Below are 17568 nucleotides of genomic sequence, written 5' to 3'. Positions count from 1 at the left end.
CGGTGCGCCTGTCGACCAGAACTGTCACGTCATCGCGACCAGGGTCCTCCGCTTGCCCGTGAACGGCTCGCGCCCGTGGGCCATCAGCATGTTGTTGATCACCATGATGTCGCCCGGCTGCCACGGGAACGCGTAGCTGACCTTGTCGTAGGTCGCCTTGATCGTGGCCAGGTCCGCCTGTGGGATCGGCGAGCCGTCGGCGAAGTACGCGTTGCGCGGCAGGTCCTCCTCGGGGTACAGCTCCAGCAGCGCCTCACTGACCTCCTCCCCCAGGCTCGAGACGTGGAACAGGTTGGCCTGGTTGAACCACACCATCGCGCCGGTGTGCGGTTCCGCGACAAACGACGGACGCAGGTGCCGCGTGCGCAGGCCGTCGTCGGTCCATTCGTAGGTCTGCCCGTTGCTGGTGCAGTAGTCCGCCACCACCTGGCGGTCGTCGGTCTGGAACGCCTCCTGCCAGGTCAGCCCGAGGCCTTCCCGGAACGCCCGTGTGTAGGTGACGCCGCCCGCGAACCGCTCACGCAGGTCCGCCGGCAGCAGGCGGTGCACCGCGCGGCTGTCGGCGATCGGCGTCGCGCCGCCGGTTTCGGCCGCCGTGTCGCACAGGAAGAACAGGCGGGCGGGCCAGTGCGCCGAGTACGAGTTCTCGTTGTGCATCGGGATCGACTCGGCAGGCGGGTACTCCGTCGAGGTGTAGATGTTGCCCGAGACCGCCGACCGCGGCGTCGACCGTTCCGTGTACGTCAGCAGCGAGCCGCCGATCTCCTCGGTGACCTGGTTGAACACCGCCAGGTCGGCCGGCATCCCGCGCAGCAGGATCGCGCCGTGCTCGCGTAGCCGGTCCTGCAGCGCTTCGCGGTGCGCGCGCACCCAGTCCAGGCCCGTGGCCGCGTACACGGTGAGCTTCGTGTGTTCGTTGCCCTCGACGAGGCCGAGGTTCGCCGCGAGTTCGGCGGTCATGACTCCTCCAGTTCGAATCGGATCAGCTTGGCGGCCTCGGCGTGCAGCGCGGCGAGGTCTTCGGTGTCGGCGAACCCCGCGGCGAGCACGTTCACCGCGTAGATCTCCTGGTCGTCGGTGAGCAGTTGGCCGGGACGCACGATCGTGACGACCTCCAGGACCTCGGGCAGATCGGCGACCTCGTCGACGCCGTCGACGCGGACCAGCCGCCCGGCGCCCTCGGCGTAGAAGATCAGGTAGCCCACCGGCACCGGCAGGCCCGCACCTCGCGCGGGCGGTGGCGTGCCCAGTGCCAGCGACACGGCCTCGGCGACGACATCGATGCCGGTCGCGAGCTTCAGCAACACCGGCTGGGCGCCGCCGGCCGGGCGGCCCGCGTTCACCTCGACGATCGTCGGCCCCAGCTCGGCGTCGTCGATCAGCTCCACGTGCGCGCAGGTGTTGTCCAGGCCCAGCGCGAGAGCGGCAGCCGTCGCCGCCGCGAACAGCCGCTCGGTGCCCTCTTCGGACAGTTCGAGCGGCGGGCAGACCATGCCCAGCTCGAACTTGCGCTCGTCGATCAGTGGCTTCTCCACCACTGCCACCGGCTCCGCGACGCCGTCGCGCACCAGGACGTCGACCGCGTACTCCGGCCCACGCAGCAGGCTTTCCACGAGGAACACCTTCACCGGGTCGATCGGCGACGGTCCGCCACCGACGAGCCGGTGGTACCGGGCGTCCTCCGACAGCGGCAACCGCTCGGCCAGCAGCCGGTACGCGGCCGCCAGTTCGTCCACAGTGGACACCGTACGCACGAGATTGCTCGCCGCGCCGTTCACCGGCTTGACGATCGCCGGGAGCCCGACCGCCGAAGCCACCGACGCCGCCTCGGCAGCCGACGGGATCAGCGCGCAGCGCGGCCCCGGCAACCCGGCCGCGGCCAGCACCTGCCGGACCGCGAGCTTGTTGTGCGTCACGGTGAACACCGACGCCGGGCAGCGCGCCACGCCGAGCAGCTCGGCCGCACGGGCGACGCTCGCGATGATCCCCTCGGCGGCGGTCATCACCCCGGCCGGACGCGCGGTCCGCGCCCGGATCGCCTCGGCAACGGCTCCGGCGTCGCGGACGTCGTCGACGAAAACGAAGCCGTCCACCAGTTCCGTCAGCTGTGCCTGCTCGGCCGGTTCCAGGGGCTGGGTGACCAGCTCGGCCCCCAATCCGGTCGCACGCACGGCGGCCACGACGTCGGCGATCCACTGTCCTGCGGTCTCCCGGACCACGAACGCGGTGTTCACACTTCCTCCAGGTCCAGCCGGACGAGCTTGCTCGCCTCCGCGTGCAGGGCGGCGAGGTCGTCGTGATCGGCGAACCCGGCCACGACGAGGTTGACCGCGTAGGTCTCCTGTTCGTCGCTGAGCACCTGCCCCGGCGAGACGGTGGTGACGACGTCGATCACCTCGGGCAGCTCGGCGATCTCGTCGAGCCCGCCGATCTTCGTCAACCGGCCCGAACCGGCCGCGTAGAGGATCAGCATGCCCAGCGGGATCGGGAGTTTCGCGGGTTCCCGCACCGGCGGCGGGGCGCCCACCGCGAGTGCCGCCAGTTCGGCGAACACGTCGATGCCGGTGCGCAGCTTCGTCAGCAGCGGCATGATCGACCCGGCAGGCCTGCCCGCGTTGACCTCGACGATCGTCGGGCCGCGGTCGACGTCGTCGATCAGCTCGACGTGGGCGCAGGTGTTGTCGAGACCCAGCGCGCGGACGGCGGCGACCGCCGCCGCGGTGACCAGCTCGGCCCGGTCTGCGGTGAGCCCGGCGGGCGGGCACGACAGCGCCAGCTCGAACTTCCGCTCGTCGATCAGCGGCTTGTCGAGGATCTCGACCGGCTCGGCCACGCGATCGCGGACCAGCACGTCCACCGCGTACTCCGGGCCGCGCAGGAACCCTTCGACGAGGAACGTCGACGAAGGGTCCAGTGTCCCCAGTGGACGGTGGTAGCGTGGATCCGCGGACTCGGGCAGTCGCACGGCCAGCAGCTCGTACGCGGCCGCCAGTTCGTCCACGGTGGACACGGTGCGGACGAGGTTGCTGCCCGCCCCGTTGACCGGCTTGACGATCGCCGGGAGCCCGACCGCCGAAGCCACCGACGCCGCCTCGGCGGCCGACGAGATCAGGGCGTGAGCGGGCCCGGGCAGCCCGGCCGCGGCGAGCGCCTCCCGGACAGCGAACTTGTTCGCGCACAAGGCGAACACCGACGCCGGGCAGCGCGCCACCCCGAGCAGCTCCGCGGCGCGGGCGGTGCTCGCGATGGCGCCGTCCGAGCCGGTGAAGATGCCGGCCAACGCGCCGCCTGCGATCTCCCGGACCTTCGCCGAAACGGCTTCCGGGTCGTGGACGTCGTCGAGCGCGACGACGTCGTCCACCACGCCGGCCAGCGCGGCCCGCTCGGCCTTGTCCATCGGCGGGGCGAGCAGCACCACGCGGTGCCCGGCCGCCCGCATCGACGGCGCGACCTCGCCGACCCAGTGCCCGCGGGCCTCCCTGACCAGCACTGCCGTACTCATGCGGCCTCCTTCCCGGCGAGCTTGCGCTCCCGTTCCTGCGCCCCTACCAGGTCGTCGGGCAACGAATCGGGCACCTCGGTGTCGAACCGGCGCAGCAGCCGCAGCGAGAACCCGCCCACGTTGATCAGCAGCAGGATCAGCGCGAAGACGACATAGGCGAGCCCGATGCCCCGGGTCTCGCCGGTGCCGAGCACGGCCCCCGCCGACCCGGCCAGTGCCCCGCCCGGCGCCAGCAGCGGCGAGAACCAGCCGACGGCCAGCGGTGCCAGCACGGCGAACCCGATCGGCAGCGTCGACCATGTGATCGTCTGGTTGATCGCGAACACCCGGCCGTGGAACCGTTGCGGCACCTTGACCTGCACCAGCGTCGCGTAGATTCCCTGCGACACGGACATCGCGGCGGCAAGGACGAACACCCCGGCCGCGACGACGACCAGCGACGGACGCAGGCCCATCACCAGGCTGCCGAGCGCGATCCCGATGTTGCCGACGAGCACGCCGACCATCCGCCGGTGCCGCGGGCCACCCCACAGCGCCATCCCGATCCCGCCGGCCACCGCGCCGACGGCCTCGGCCAGCGCCACCTGCGCGACGTCGGTGACCGAGCCGAACGACAGCACGAGCGGCGAGACCAGGAGCAGCGCGGGGGCGAGGAAGACGTTCGCCAGCGCGAAGTACAGCAGCATCGTGCGGAAGCCGCGGTGGTTCCACGAGTACCGCAGCCCGCCCGCGATCGCCGTCAGCAGCGGTTCGCGCGGGCGCCAGCCCAGCAGATCCGGGAACCGCACCAACAGCAGGCCCACGATCGCGAACGCGTAGCTCACCATGTCCAGGATCAGGATGCCGGACAGCTGGATCGTCGCCAGCAGCCCGGCCGCGAGCACCGGCATCAGCAGCTGGGCGAAACCGGTGGACAGCTGCGCGAGGCCCATCGCGTGACCGAGATACTGCTTCGGCACCAGCTGCGCCACCGACGACTGATAGGCGATGCGCTGGAATGACGCGGCCACCGATCCGAGCGGGATGAGCACGTAGAACAGCCACAGCTGGACGTGCCCGGTGATCAGCAGCAACGCCAGTACCAGCTGGATCCCGCCGGCGGTGCCGCTGGCCGCGATCATGATCCGCCGCCGGTCGCCGCGGTCGACCAGCGCGCCTGCCACCGGCAGGACGAGCACGCCGAACATCAGCGCTAGCGCCCACAGCAGGCCGAGGTCGGCGACCGAGCCCGTGCGGGTGTAGAGCCAGATCGGCACCGCGAACGACGTCAGCGCCGAACCGGTCGAGGACACCAGCTGCCCGACCGTGATCGTGACGAACCGGGCCATACTCGGCCGCACCGTGGATTTCTCGTCCACGTCCGCCCGATGGGTCTCGTGCACCGCCCAGGCCGCGTCGTCGCCGCGGGCCCGGACGTCGAGCTCGCCGGGATCGTCCAGTGCCGGGTGCACGCGCGTGACGATCTCCGCGAGTTCTTCGGCCCGGTAGCGCAGGAAGAAGTGCCCGGCCCGGTCGAGTACCACGAGCGCGGTGGTGTCGGTGAGGAACTCCCATTCCCGGTACCGCTCGGCGTAGTAGTCGGTGACCGGGTCCTCGGAGCCGACCACCGACACGATCGGCGCGCGCAGCTTGGCCACGCGGGCGTCGAGCAGGCCGCTGAAGTACTCCTCGGCGGCGCGGCTGTCGGCGCGCATGTTCGTGATGATCCGATCGGCCTGCGCCGGGTCGAGGTCGTCGGTGTCGACGCCCATGCCCTTGAGCCAGTTCGAGTAGTACCGGTTGCTGCGCAGCTTCTCCAGCCGGGTGCGCAGCGTGCCCACCGCGCCCTTCATGCGGGCGAACGGGAAGATCGCGCCGATGTAGACGACCTCCAGCTCGCGGCCGCGCTCTTCGAGCAGCCGGGCGACGCCGACGGCGAGTGCGTTGCCGACACCGCAGTGGCCGTAGATGGCCAGCGGGCCGTCGACGCGGTCGAGGATCTCGTCGGCCAGCCGCTCGACCAGGTCGTCGAAGGGCAGGGCCTCTTCGGACAGTCCGACGTCGTGGCCGGGGATGGCGACCGAGTAGAGCGAGTGGCCCTCCGGGAGCGCGTCGGCCAGCGGCTGGTAGACGATCGCGCTGCCACCGCCGTAGGGAAAGCAGACGTAGGTCAGCGTCCGCTGTGTCGTCGGCTTGGTCAGCTCGTACAGCAGGTGGCGCGGCCGGTCGGTGGTGTCACCGTCCATGAAGGACGCCAGCTCGCGGATCGTGCGGTGCTGGAACAGGTCCATGACGCCGACCTGGCCGGTGCCCGCCTTGGCGATCCGCGCCACCACCTGGGTGGCCAGCATCGAGTGGCCACCCAGGTCGAAGAAGTCGTCGTCGACGCCCAGTTCGTCCACTTTGAGCACGTCCCGCCAGATCCCGGCCAGCAGGATCTCGGCCGGGTTCGACGGCTCGACCAGCTCCTTGGTCGTGTCACGGGACGCGACCGGAGCGGGCAGCGCCTTGCGGTCGAGCTTGCCGTTCGGGGTGAGCGGCAGCTCGTCGAGCGGGACGAACGACGGTGGCACCATGTAGTCCGGGAGGCTCTGCTTGAGCACCGTCCGCAGCGCGCCGGGGTCGGCGTCGCCGACGACGTACCCGACCAGCCGCTTGTCCCCCGGCGTGTCCTCGCGGACGATCACGGCGGCGTCGCGCACCCCCGGCTGGGCGCGCAAGGTCGTCTCGATCTCCCCCAGCTCGATGCGCAGGCCGCGCAGCTTGACCTGGTCGTCGATCCGGCCGAGGAACGTGATCGTCCCGTCCGGGCGCCAGTGCGCGAGGTCGCCGGTGCGGTACATCCGGCCATCGCGGAACGGGTCGGGCACGAACCGCTCGGCCGTCAGCTCCGGGCGGTCGTGGTAGCCCATGGCGAGGCCGACGCCGGCGATGTGCAGTTCGCCGGGCACGCCGACCGGGCATGGCCGCCCGGCACGGTCGAGGACGTAGATCCGGATGTTCTGGATCGGCGCCCCGATCGGCACCGACGCGACCTCGGCGAGCGCGGCGGGCGTGCAGTGCCAGGCGGTGACGTCGATGGCGGCTTCGGTCGGGCCGTAGAGGTTGTGCAGCTCGCAGTGCGGCAGTCGCCGGGTGAACTCGCGGGCGGCGTCGAGCGGCAGCTCCTCACCGCTGCACACGACCCGCCGCAGCGCCGTGCAGGTCTCGACGCCTTGTTCGGCCAGGAACAGCGTGAGCATCGACGGCACGAAGTGCGCGGTGGTGATGCCTTCGGACGCGAGCAGCTCACGCAGATACGCGGCGTCCTTGTGGCCGCCGGGTTCGGCGAGCACGAGCCGCGCGCCGGTGCTCAGCGGCCAGAAGAACTCCCAGACCGACACGTCGAAACCGGCCGGGGTCTTCTGCAGCACCGAATCGGTGCCGTCGAGACGGTACGCGCGCTGCATCCAGTCGAGCCGGTTGACGATGCCGCGGTGACCGTTGGGCACGCCTTTCGGCCTGCCGGTCGAGCCCGAGGTGTAGATGACGTAAGCCGGGTCGTCCGGTCCGGCGAGCGGCTCGGGCGGGGTTCCCGGCTGCCCGGCCGTCTCGGCAGGGTCGTCCAGGACGACGACGGTCGCGTCACCCGGCGGCAGCGTTTCACGCGACGCCGCCTGCGTCACCACGACGGGCGCGGCCGCGTCCCGCAGCATGAACGCCAGCCGGTCGGCCGGGTACTCCGGGTCGAGCGGGACGTACGCGCCACCGGCTTTCAGCACGCCGAGGAGCGCGACGACCAGCTCGAACGACCGCTGCGCGAACACCCCGGTGAGCACGCCCGGCCCGACGCCGAGGCCACGCAGCCGGTGCGCGAGCCGGTTGGCCCGCTCATCCAGCTCGCGGTAGGTCAGCGAAGCGCCGCGGAAGGTCACCGCGGGCGCGTCCGGCGTCCGGGCGGCCTGCTCCGCGACGAGCGCGTGCAGCGTGGTCTGCGGGAACTCGGCCGTCGTGGCGTTCCAGCGCTCCAGGACGAGTTCGCGCTGCCCGGCGTCGAGGATGTCCAGTTCGGACAGCCGCCGGTCCGGGTCGGCGACGATCGAGCGCAGCAGCGTGACCAGCCGCCCGGCCATCCCGGCGACCGTGTCCGCGGTGAACAACGCGGTGTTGTGCACGAACTTGCCGATCAGCCCGCGTTCGACCTCGATCGCGTGGAACTCGAAGTCGAACCGGGTCGCGGGCAGATCCATCGGCAGCCAGCGGAAGTCCACATCGGACTCCCCGGCCGCGCCCATCCGGCCCATCTCGTAGTTCTGCAGCACGAACATGGCCTGGAACACCGGCGAGCGGCTGACGTCACGGGGCACGCCGAGCGCGTTCACCAGCCGCTCGAACGGAACGTCGGCGTGGTCGAACGCGTCCAGCACGTGCCGCCGGGTGCGTTCGAGCAGTTCGGCGAACGTCGGGTCGCCCGCCAGCTGGGCACGCAGGGGCAGCATGTTGATGAACATGCCTGCCACGCCTTCCAGCTCGGGCAGGCCGCGCCCGGCCGACGACGAGCCGATCGCGAAGTCCTCCTGGCCCGAGTACCGCGCCAGCAGCACCTGGTAGGCGGCCAGCAGGGTCATGAAAAGCGTGACGCCGTGCCCGCGGCTCAGCTCGCCGAGGGACCGGGTGAGGTCGCGCTCGACGAAGAATTCGTGGATCGCGCCGTCGAAGCTCTGTTTGGCGGGCCGGGGCCGGTCGGTGGGCAGTTCCAGTGGCTCGACCCCGGTGAGCTGCGCCCGCCAGTGCTCCAGCTGCCGGTCGAGTTCGCCACCGGTGAGTGTGCGGCGCTGCCAGTGCGCGAAGTCGCCGTACCCGATGCTCAGCGTGGGCAGCTCGGCCGTGCCGCCGGTGCTCAGGGCGTGGTACCGCGCGGCGAGGTCACGCAGCAGCAGGTCGACCGACCAGCCGTCGCCCACGATGTGGTGCGTGCACAGGACAAGCAGGTGCTCCTCGTCGGACACCCTGGCCAGGGTCGCCCGCAGCAGTGGGCCCGTGGCCAGGTCGAACGTCTCGGCCGCGGCGGCGTCGACGGCGACACGGGCAGCTTCCTCGCTTCCGGCCTCCACAATGGACAATCCGACCGTGACCGATGGTTCGATGTGGACGGTCGGCTGCCCGTCGTCCCCTGCCGGGAACCGCATCCGCAGCGCCTCGTGCCGCTCCGGCAAACTGTCCAAAGCGGACTGGAGCGCGGCGACGTCGAGCCTGCCGGTCAACCGGATCGGCACCGGGATGTGGTAGGACCCGGTGCCCGGCGCGAACTGCTCCATGAACCAGACGCGTTCCTGCTGGTAGGACAGCGGGACGAGGGCGTCGCCGGGGCGCGGCGTGATGGTCGCGGCCTGCTCCGTGCGCCGCCGCAGCCGCCGTTCGAGCAGGGCGCGGCGCGCGGCCGCTCCGCTGGTTTCGTCGATCGTGGTCACGAGTGCTCCCCTTCGGCCAGCTGGCGCTGGATCTCTTCGTCGCTGAGCTGGTCGAGGTCCTCGCCGAGCCGCCGCTCGATCTCGGCGGCGAGCCCGGCGACGGTGGTGAGAGAGAACAGCCCCCGCACCGGGATGTCGACTTCGACCTGCTTGCGGATCCGGGCCATCGCGCGGATCGCCAGCAGCGAGTTGCCGCCACGGGCGAAGAAGTCGTCGTGCGCGCCGAGGTCGCCGACGCCGAGCAGGTCGCCGAGCACCTCGGCGACGAGTTCTTCGGCCGCGGTCCGGGGTGCGACGTACGCCGGTGCCTCGCCGGGTTCGGGATCCGGCAGCGCGACCCGGTCGAGCTTGCCGCTGGCCGCCATCGGCAGCGCGTCGAGCGTCACGAACCGGGTCGGCACCAGGTATTCCGGCAACGTCTTCCGCAGGGCCTCGGCCGCCCCCTCGGTGCTGCCGACGACATAGCCGACGAGCGTGTCGCCGCGCACCGCCACGGCCGCGTCCCGCACCTCCGGCAGCTCGCGCAGCGCCCCTTCGACCTCGCCGGGCTCGATGCGGTAGCCGCGCAGCTTCACCTGCTCGTCAGTGCGGCCGAGGTAGTCGAGCGTGCCGTCGCGGCGCCAGCGGGCGAGGTCGCCGGTCGCGTACATCCGGCCGGACGGACCCTCGGTGAATTTGCCGGCGGTCAGGTCCGGCAGCCCGAGATAGCCGCGGGCGAGCTGCGACCCGCCGACGTACAGCTCGCCCGGGACGCCCGGCGGCACCGGCCGCCGCCGCTCGTCGAGGACGTACACGCGGGTGCCGGGCACCGGACGGCCGATCGGGACGGGTCCGGACGGCAGCTCGTCCCCGGGTTCGATCCGGTGCACGACGCAGCCGACCGTGGCCTCGGTCGGGCCGTACTCGTTGACGACGAGCGTGCCGGGGTGCCGTTCCCGCCACGGCTGAACGGTCTCGGCGGTCAGGGCTTCACCGCCGAGCACCAGCTCACCCGTCGGGAACAGCTCCTCGGCGAGGACGGCGAGGTGCGTCGGGGTCACCTTGACGAACGTCGGGTGGCCGCCGTCGACCACCGCGCCCCCGGCGGTGAGGCTGCCGAGCAGCGTCGTCACGGTGAGGTCGAACGACGGCGACGTGTGCAGCAACGCCCGTCCGGCCAGGCCGGGGTACGCCTCACGCGCCCAGGCCAGGTACGTGTCGACGGCCCGGTGCTCGACCTCGACACCTTTGGGCCTCCCGGTCGAGCCCGACGTGTAGATCACATAGGCGACGTCGCCCGGCCCTGCCGCCGGTTCGGGGTCTTCGGTGGCCGCGGCGGACCACTCGCCCGTGTCGTCAAGGGCCAGCGTCCTGGTGTCCAGTGTGGACTCCCCGGTGACCAGTACGAACGGGACACCCGCGTCCGCGAGGATCAGCGCTTGCCGCGGGGCCGGGTTGGCCGGGTCGAGCGGGACGTAGGCCGCGCCGCTCTTCAGCACCCCGAGCACGCCGGTCAGCAGGTCCGCCGAGTTCGGCACACACACGCCGACGACGGTGCCGGGACCGGCGCCCAGCTCGCGCAGCCGGTGTGCGACGCGGTTGGCTCGCGCGTTCAACTCCGCGTACGTCAGGCGAACCCCGCCGAAGTCGACGGCCGGCGCGTCCGGGGTCCGCCGCACCTGGGCCTCGAACCGGGCGGGCACGGTCATCGCGTCCGAACTGGACACTGTGGACACTGTGTTCCACCCGGTCAGGACCAGCTCTCGCTCGGCGTCCGACAGCAGCGGCAGGTCCGCGATCGACTGAGCCGGGTCGGCCAGCGCCGCGGCGAGCAGCCGCAGGTACCGCTCGGCCACGGCTTCGGCGGTCTCGCGGTCGAACAGGTCGGTGCGGTAGACGAGCCTGCCGTCCACGGCGGTCAGGTCGATCGCGATGTCGTCTTTCGCGGTGGCGGAGCGGATCGGTTCCAGCCCCGAGTCGGGCAGGAAGTTGAACCCGAGCTGATACAGCGTCTGCACGCCGGGGTCGCGCTCGGCCCCGGCCATCTCGGCGACCGCCTGGAACGGCACCTGGCTGTGGTCGATCGCCTCCAGCAGCGTGGTCCGGACCCGGCCGACCAGCTGGGTGAACGCGGGTGCGCCCGAACAGTCGACGCGCACGGCCGTCTGATTGACGAACATGCCGATCAGGTCGGCCAGCTCGGGCAGGTCGCGGCCGGCGACCGGGACGCCGACGACGATGTCGTCCACTCGGGACAGTCGCGACAGCAGTGCCGCGTAACCGGCCAGCAGCACCATGAACGGCGACGCCGACAGCTCCCGGCCCAACTCGCCGACCCGGTCGATCAGCCCGTCCGGGAGGGCGAAGTCCACCTGGTCACCGGCGAACGTCAGCTCCGTCGGCCGCGGCCGGTCAGTGGGCAGGCCGTGCACCGGCGGCAACCCGGCGAGCTGTGTCCGCCAGTAGTCCAGCTGTTCGCGCGACGTTTCGAGCTGCCCGCGCTGCCAGGCCGAGTAGTCCGGGTACTGGATGGCCAGCTCGGGCAGCTTCGGCTCGCGGCCCTCGAACACGGCGTCGCACGCTTCGCCCAGCTCGGCCCCCAGCACCAGCACCGAGCCGGCGTCGAACACGGTGTGGTGCACGACGAACGTGAGCACCCACTCGTCGTCGGCCATGCGGCACACCTGGGCCCGCCACGGCGGCGGCGAGTCGAGCGGGATGGCCTCGCGCGAAACAGCACCGACGAGTTCGGCGAGCCGGTCACCACGGGCGTCGGCGGGCAGGTCCCGCAGGTCGTGCACCTCGGGCTCGATCGGCACCTCGGCGTGCACCACTTGCACGAGCGCGCCGCCGTCCATGCGGAACGACGTGCGCAGCGCCTCGTGCCGCCCGACGATGACGCCGAGCGCGGTGCGCCACTGCGCCCCGGTCAGCGGGCGGTCCAGCCGGGCCTGGCAGTGCAGGTTGTACACCGGGGACGCCGGGTCGAGCTGGCCGGACAGCCAGATCCGCTCCTGCCCGAACGAGGCCGGGAACGTCCATTCCTTCGTGTCGCTCATGTTTCGTGTTCTCCGTGTCTGTTGGCGAATTCAAGACCCGACGGGGTCTCGGCTGCCGGCCTGGCTGGCGTGCGGAGTGGCAGATGGTGTCGTCGTGGCGGTTGGCGTGGGTGAGGGGTGACCGCGAGTGGCGAGCATGTCGCGAAAGCCACTTTCGGGACGTCAGGTGTCGCGAAAGTGGCTTTCGCGACATGCCGAACCGGGTCTTGGCTCACCCGGCCCGAATCCGCCAACGGTCTCAGCGCTCGAGCTTCGGGATGGTGGTCCGGGCCGGTTCGGCGGGCGCCTCGGCCTTGCCGGCGCGCAGCTCCTCGATCCGCTCGACCAGAGTGGCCACTGTGGACGCTTCGAACAGCGTCTTCATCGCCAGCCGCGTGCCGGTGGCCTTGCGCACCTGTGCGATGAGCTGGATGGCGACCAGCGAGTTGCCGCCGAGTGCGAAGAAGTCGTCGTGCACGCCGATCTTCTCCACGCCGAGTAGCTCGGTCCACTGGCGGGCGATCTCGGCCTCCAGGTCGGTGCGCGGGGCGACGTAGTCGTCCTTCGACACCTTCACCTGCGCTTCGCCGGGTTCGTCCAGCTCCTCGGCGCTGACCCGGCGCTCGATCAGCTCCCGCACCGGGAGCGTGCTGATCACCACCTGCCCGCCGAGGCCGGGGGCCAGCGCTCGGACGAACGCCTCGGCCCCGTCCACCGGGCGGATCCCGGTCGACGTCTTCACGTTGTCCACAGTGGACATTGTGGACATTGTGGACACTGTGGACGCCGGAGCCAGGCCGCCGCCGACGGCGTCCTGATCGACCTGGCGCAGCACGAAGTCCTCGATCGTGACGAACACGCGGCCGGTCTCGTCACACAACGAAAGGTCGGCCGCCACCACCTGGTCGCCGCCGGAGTCGCGGTAGCGCAGGTGGCTGCGGAAACTCGCCGGGAGCGCGTCGTGCACGACGACCCGGCCGTAGCTCATCGGCAGATAGGTGCCGCTCCCCCGGCCGCGGCCGAACGCGGTCGCGACGTCCAGCAGTGCCGGGTGCAGTCCCCAAGCGCCGGCGTCACCCGCCGCCGCCTCGGGAGCCATGATCGTGGCCAGCTCCTCCTGTGCGCCGATGCGGTGTTCGCGCAGCGCCGCCCAACGCGGGCCGAAGGTGACCATGCTGGTGCGGCCGGTGCCGAAGCCGTGCCCGTCGTCGATCGGCTCGGTCCGCCCGGTCACCGCCTCGATGTCCACAGTGGACGCCGACCCGGCCGCGACCCACCCGGCCGATCCGCGCACGTGGGTCCGGCTCGCGCCGGCGATATGGCTGGTCACGGTGAAGTCGTCGCCGTCGAACTCCACGCGGTACTCCGCGGTGGCGCCGTCCGGGACGCCGAACGGCTCCAGGAACGCGACGTCCCGCAGCTCGACGACGTGCCCGTCACCGGGCTTCGGCAGCGCCGCGGCCACCGCCGCGCGGACGGTCTCCAGGTGTCCCGTTCCCGGCACCACCGGCACGCCGGCGATCCGGTGCTCGTCGAGCAGCCAGTGGGTGGGCGCCGAGACGAGCCCGTGCGCGCCGTCCTCGGTACGCGTGGTGAGCACGGGGTGCTCGACCGGGCCGAGCGCCCGCGACCGGGCGGTACGGATCGTGGTCGGCGCGGCCACCTCCGCGGCCATGCCGACCTCGTCCCAGCCACCCCAGGCATGCGAGACCAGCCGCGCCCGCCAGCCGTGGCGGCCCCGCGCGTAGGCGTCGAGGAAGTTGTTGGCGGCGCAGTAGTCGACCTGCCCGATGCCGCCGATCACCGCGGTGATCGACGAGCACAGCGCGACGAAGTCCATCGGCAGGTCGGCGAACGCCTCGGCCAAAACCAGCGTCCCGGCGATCTTCGGGGCCAGCACCGCTTCGGCCGCGGCCCGCTCCTTCACCTCGGCGACGCCGCCGCCGGGCATCCCGGCGGCGTGCACGATCCCGTCGAGGCCGCCGAACTCGCGCTCGGCCAGCTCACGGACCTCGCGCAGCCGTGCCGCGTCGGTGACGTCGGCGGCGACGACGTGCACCACCGCGCCCGCGGCCTCCATCCGCCGCACGGCGAGCATCGCGCGCCCGGCCCGGTCGGTGCCGCCGTGCGCGGCGAGGTGCGCGTCCCACTCCGCCCGCGGCGGCAAGCCGACGCGGGCGAGCAGCACGAGCTTCGCCCGCACCCGGCGGGCGAGGTCCTCGGCGAGCGTGATGCCGATGCCGCCGGTCCCGCCCGTGATCAGGTACCGGCCACCGGCCCGCAGCGCCGGCTCGGCGGCCGAGGGCAGTTCGATCTGGGTGTGGTCCAGCACCCAGCGACGGCCGGCGCGCAGCGCGACCTCGGCCGCCGCGTCAGCCGGGCGGAACAGCTCGGCGACGGCGTCCTCGAGGCGAGCCGCGTCAGCGTCGATAACGTCGATCCGGCGCACCACCGTGCCCGCGATCTCCAGCGGCACCACCCTGGCGATGCCGGAGATGGTCGCGTGCTCGGGGCGGGTCAGGTCGGTGCCGGTGACGTCGGCGGTGCCGGTGCTCACCACGTCGATCCGCACCGGCTCGCCCCAGGCCTGGACGAGGTTCAGCAGGCTGAAGAACCCGCGGTCCTGTGCGGCCATGCCGCGCTCGTCCCCGGCCAGCGTCCAGGCGTGCACGACCCGCTCGGGCCGGGCGGGCAGCGCGGCCACGAGCGCGTCGTAGTCCTCGCGCACCCCGGGCCGGACGGTGAATCCGGTCGCCGTCGCGGCGAACCCGTCGCCGGGACGCACCTCGGTGACCGCCACACCCGCGTCGCGCAGCAGGCCGGACAGGACGTCGTCGGCGGCGAAGACGAGCGCGTTCGCGATGGCTTCGCGTCTCAAGTCCGGTTCCGCCTGCCGCCACGCCGGGACCGCGAACCACTCGGACAGGGGCAGCGGACCGCTCGGCCGCGTGGGCCGGGCGGCCGTGACCGGGTCCGGATCGACCCAGTACCGCGTGCGCGCGTACGGATAGCCGGGCAGCGGGGCCCGGTGGCCGGGCGCGCCGAACGTCCGCGGCTCCAGCGAAACCCCGTTCGTCCACAAGAGACCGGCGGCGCCATACAGTGTTTCGACGTCGCCGATGCGCTCGGTACGGCCCGGCAGGCTCGGCTGCGGCGCGGGCATGCCCTTCGGGACCTGACCGCGGGCCAGCCCGGCCAGCTGATGACCCGGGCCGCATTCGACGAGCGCCCAGCGGCCGCCGCGGGCGAACAGATTTTTGACACAGTCACCGAACCGGACGGCCTGACGCAGGTGGGAGGCCCAGTAGGCGGGATCGGTGGCCTGGGCGTCGGCGATCCAATCGCCGGTGACGTTCGACAGGAACGGCAGCGCGGGCGCGGTGCGGACGACCGCGGTGACGGCCGCGGTGAACTCGGCGAGTACCGGGTCCATCATCGGCGAGTGGAACGCGTGCGAGGTCACCAGCTCGCGGCACTGCACGCCGCTGGCCTTGAGCGTCGCCGCGAAGTCCGCGACCGCGTCCGGCGGCCCGGCCACGACGCACGTGCCGGGTCCGTTGACTCCAGAGACCGCGAGGGTGCCCGGCAGCCGCGTGGTGACGCTCTCCTCGTCGAGCTGGACGGCGAGCATCGCCCCGGCGGGCATCGACTGCATCAGGCGGCCGCGCGTGGCGACCAGGTTCAGCGCGTCCGGCAGGGTGAAGACCCCGGCGACGGTGGCGGCGACGTACTCGCCGACCGAGTGGCCGATCATCGCCGCCGGCCGCACGCCCCAGCTCTGCCACAGCTTCGCCAGCGCGTACTCGACGACGAACAGCGCGGGCTGGGTCACGCGGGTTTCCCGCAGCGCCTGCTCGTCTCCGGGCCGGAAGATCAGGTCGCGCAACTCCGGCAGCTCGGGTTCGAGCAGCCGCAGGCACTCGTCGACGGCCGCGGCGAACACCGGCTCGGCCTCGTACAGCTCGGCGCCCATCCCGGCGTATTGCGAACCCTGGCCGGGGAAGAGGAACGCCACGTTCACCTCCCCGGCCTGCGCGGACACGAGGCGCCTGGAGTCCCGCAGCCCGTCGACAGCGTCCTCGGAGTCACGGGCGACGACGACCGCGCGGTGCGGGTACTCGGTGCGCCCGGCGGCCAGGGTGTGGGCGACGTCGGCGAGGTCGAGGTCGACGTCCCCGGCCAGCCGCTCGGCCAGCAGGTCGACCGTGGCCGAGAGCGCTGCCGCGGTGTTGGCCGACACCCGCAGCAGGTGCGCCGGGTGCGGCGCCCGGCACCGCTCGAGGACCGGCGCCTCCTCCAGCACGACGTGCGCGTTGGTGCCGCCGACGCCGAACGAACTGACGCCCGCCCGCCGCGGCACCGGGCCCGCCTCCCACTTCGTCACTCCGCGCGCCGGGTAGAACGGGCTCGCCGGGAAGTCGATACCCGGGTTGGGTTCGTGGTAGTTGATGGTCGGCGGGATCAGCCCGTGCTCCATGACGAGCACGGCCTTGATCAGCGAGACCACACCTGCCGCCTGCGACAGGTGGCCGATGTTGGACTTCACCGAGCCGATCGCGCACCAGCCGGTGTCCGCGACCCCGTTCCCGTACACAGTGGACAGTGCGGTGATCTCCATCGGGTCGCCCAGCGCGGTGCCGGTGCCGTGCGCCTCGACGTAGCCGATGGTGCGTGGGTCGACACCGGCCATGCCGACGGCCTGCGCGACAGCCTCCGTCTGCCCGGACACGCTGGGCGCGGAGAAGCCGACCTTGGTGGCGCCGTCGTTGTTGATCGCGTTGCCCAGCACGACGCCCCGGATGTGGTCGCCGTCCTCGATCGCCTGCGACAGCCGCTTCACCAGCACGACCCCGGCGCCGCTGCTCCAGACCGTGCCGTTGGCTCCGGCGTCGAACGCGCGCACGTGGCCGTCCGGCGAGGTGAAGCCGTCGACGCCCAGGTAACCGATGCCGTGCGGCATCTCCACATTGACCCCGCCGGCCAGCGCCATGTCGCACTCGCCGTTGCGCAGCGCCTCGCAGGCCAGGTGCACCGCGACCAGGGACGTCGAGCAGGCGGTGAACACCGCGAGGCTCGGGCCGCGCAGGTCGAGCTTGTACGACACCGAGGTCGTCAGGTAGCTCGGCTGGTTGCCGGTCGACATGCCGATGCCGCCGTGCTGCGAGGCGAGGATCCGCTCGTTGCGCAGCAGGTTCTCCGTCAGGTAGCCGGTGCCCCCGGACCCGCCGTAGACGCCGATCGCGCCGGTGAAGCGGGCCGGGTCGTAGCCGGCGTCGGTCAGCGCGGCATGGCACGACTGGAGGAACAGGCGATGTTGCGGGTCGGTGATTTCGGCCTCGCGGCTGGTCATGCCGAACAGCTCGGCGTCGAACTCGTCGAAGCCGTCGACCACGGTGGTGGCGTTCACCCAGCTCGGATCGTCCACAGTGGCCGGTTCGGCGCCGCGGGCGATCATCTCCTCGCGGGTGGCGGGCACGATCGACTCGACGCCGTCGACGAGGTTGCGCCAGAACTGCCGCGCGTCACGCGCGCCGGGCACGCGCACGTCCAGTCCGACGATCGCGATCGGTTCGGCTCCGGGATCGCCGGTGCCGGTTTCGGGGAGGTGGGTCAAGGTGGT

General features: G+C 72.1%; 6 protein-coding genes. All 6 read right to left on the bottom strand.

What is annotated here, in order from left to right:
* Positions 1-24: 24 nt before the first annotated feature.
* Positions 25-960: a TauD/TfdA family dioxygenase gene (locus ACM6LR_RS32670; protein ID WP_414937930.1), complete on the bottom strand. Its 936-nt coding sequence runs from the start codon at positions 958-960 to the stop codon at positions 25-27.
* A complete protein-coding gene (locus tag ACM6LR_RS32665) occupies positions 957-2234 on the bottom strand; it encodes an ATP-grasp domain-containing protein (RefSeq protein ID WP_414945169.1) in 1278 nt (425 codons plus the stop codon). The genes ACM6LR_RS32670 and ACM6LR_RS32665 overlap by 4 nt, the downstream gene beginning before the upstream one ends.
* Entirely contained in the window at positions 2231-3502 is a 1272-nt protein-coding gene (locus ACM6LR_RS32660) for an ATP-grasp domain-containing protein (protein WP_414945168.1), read from the bottom strand. Before ACM6LR_RS32660 ends, ACM6LR_RS32665 begins: the two co-directional genes overlap by 4 nt.
* Positions 3499-8931, bottom strand: coding sequence for an amino acid adenylation domain-containing protein (locus ACM6LR_RS32655; protein ID WP_414937927.1), 5433 nt, complete (start codon positions 8929-8931; stop codon positions 3499-3501). The genes ACM6LR_RS32660 and ACM6LR_RS32655 overlap by 4 nt, the downstream gene beginning before the upstream one ends.
* On the bottom strand, positions 8928-11969 hold the full coding sequence (locus tag ACM6LR_RS32650) for a non-ribosomal peptide synthetase (protein ID WP_414945167.1): 3042 nt from the start codon (positions 11967-11969) through the stop codon (positions 8928-8930). Before ACM6LR_RS32650 ends, ACM6LR_RS32655 begins: the two co-directional genes overlap by 4 nt.
* 238 nt (positions 11970-12207) lie before the next feature.
* Positions 12208-17562 (bottom strand): SDR family NAD(P)-dependent oxidoreductase, encoded by a 5355-nt coding sequence (locus ACM6LR_RS32645; RefSeq protein ID WP_414945166.1) that lies wholly within the window; start codon positions 17560-17562, stop codon positions 12208-12210.
* Positions 17563-17568 lie beyond the last annotated feature (6 nt).

The organism is Amycolatopsis sp. cmx-11-32 (assembly GCF_047608695.1).
In the GTDB taxonomy this organism is placed as follows: Bacteria; Actinomycetota; Actinomycetes; order Mycobacteriales; family Pseudonocardiaceae; genus Amycolatopsis.
The sequence above is the reverse complement of the archived record's forward strand: the minus strand, read 5'-3'. Positions and strand labels throughout refer to the sequence as shown.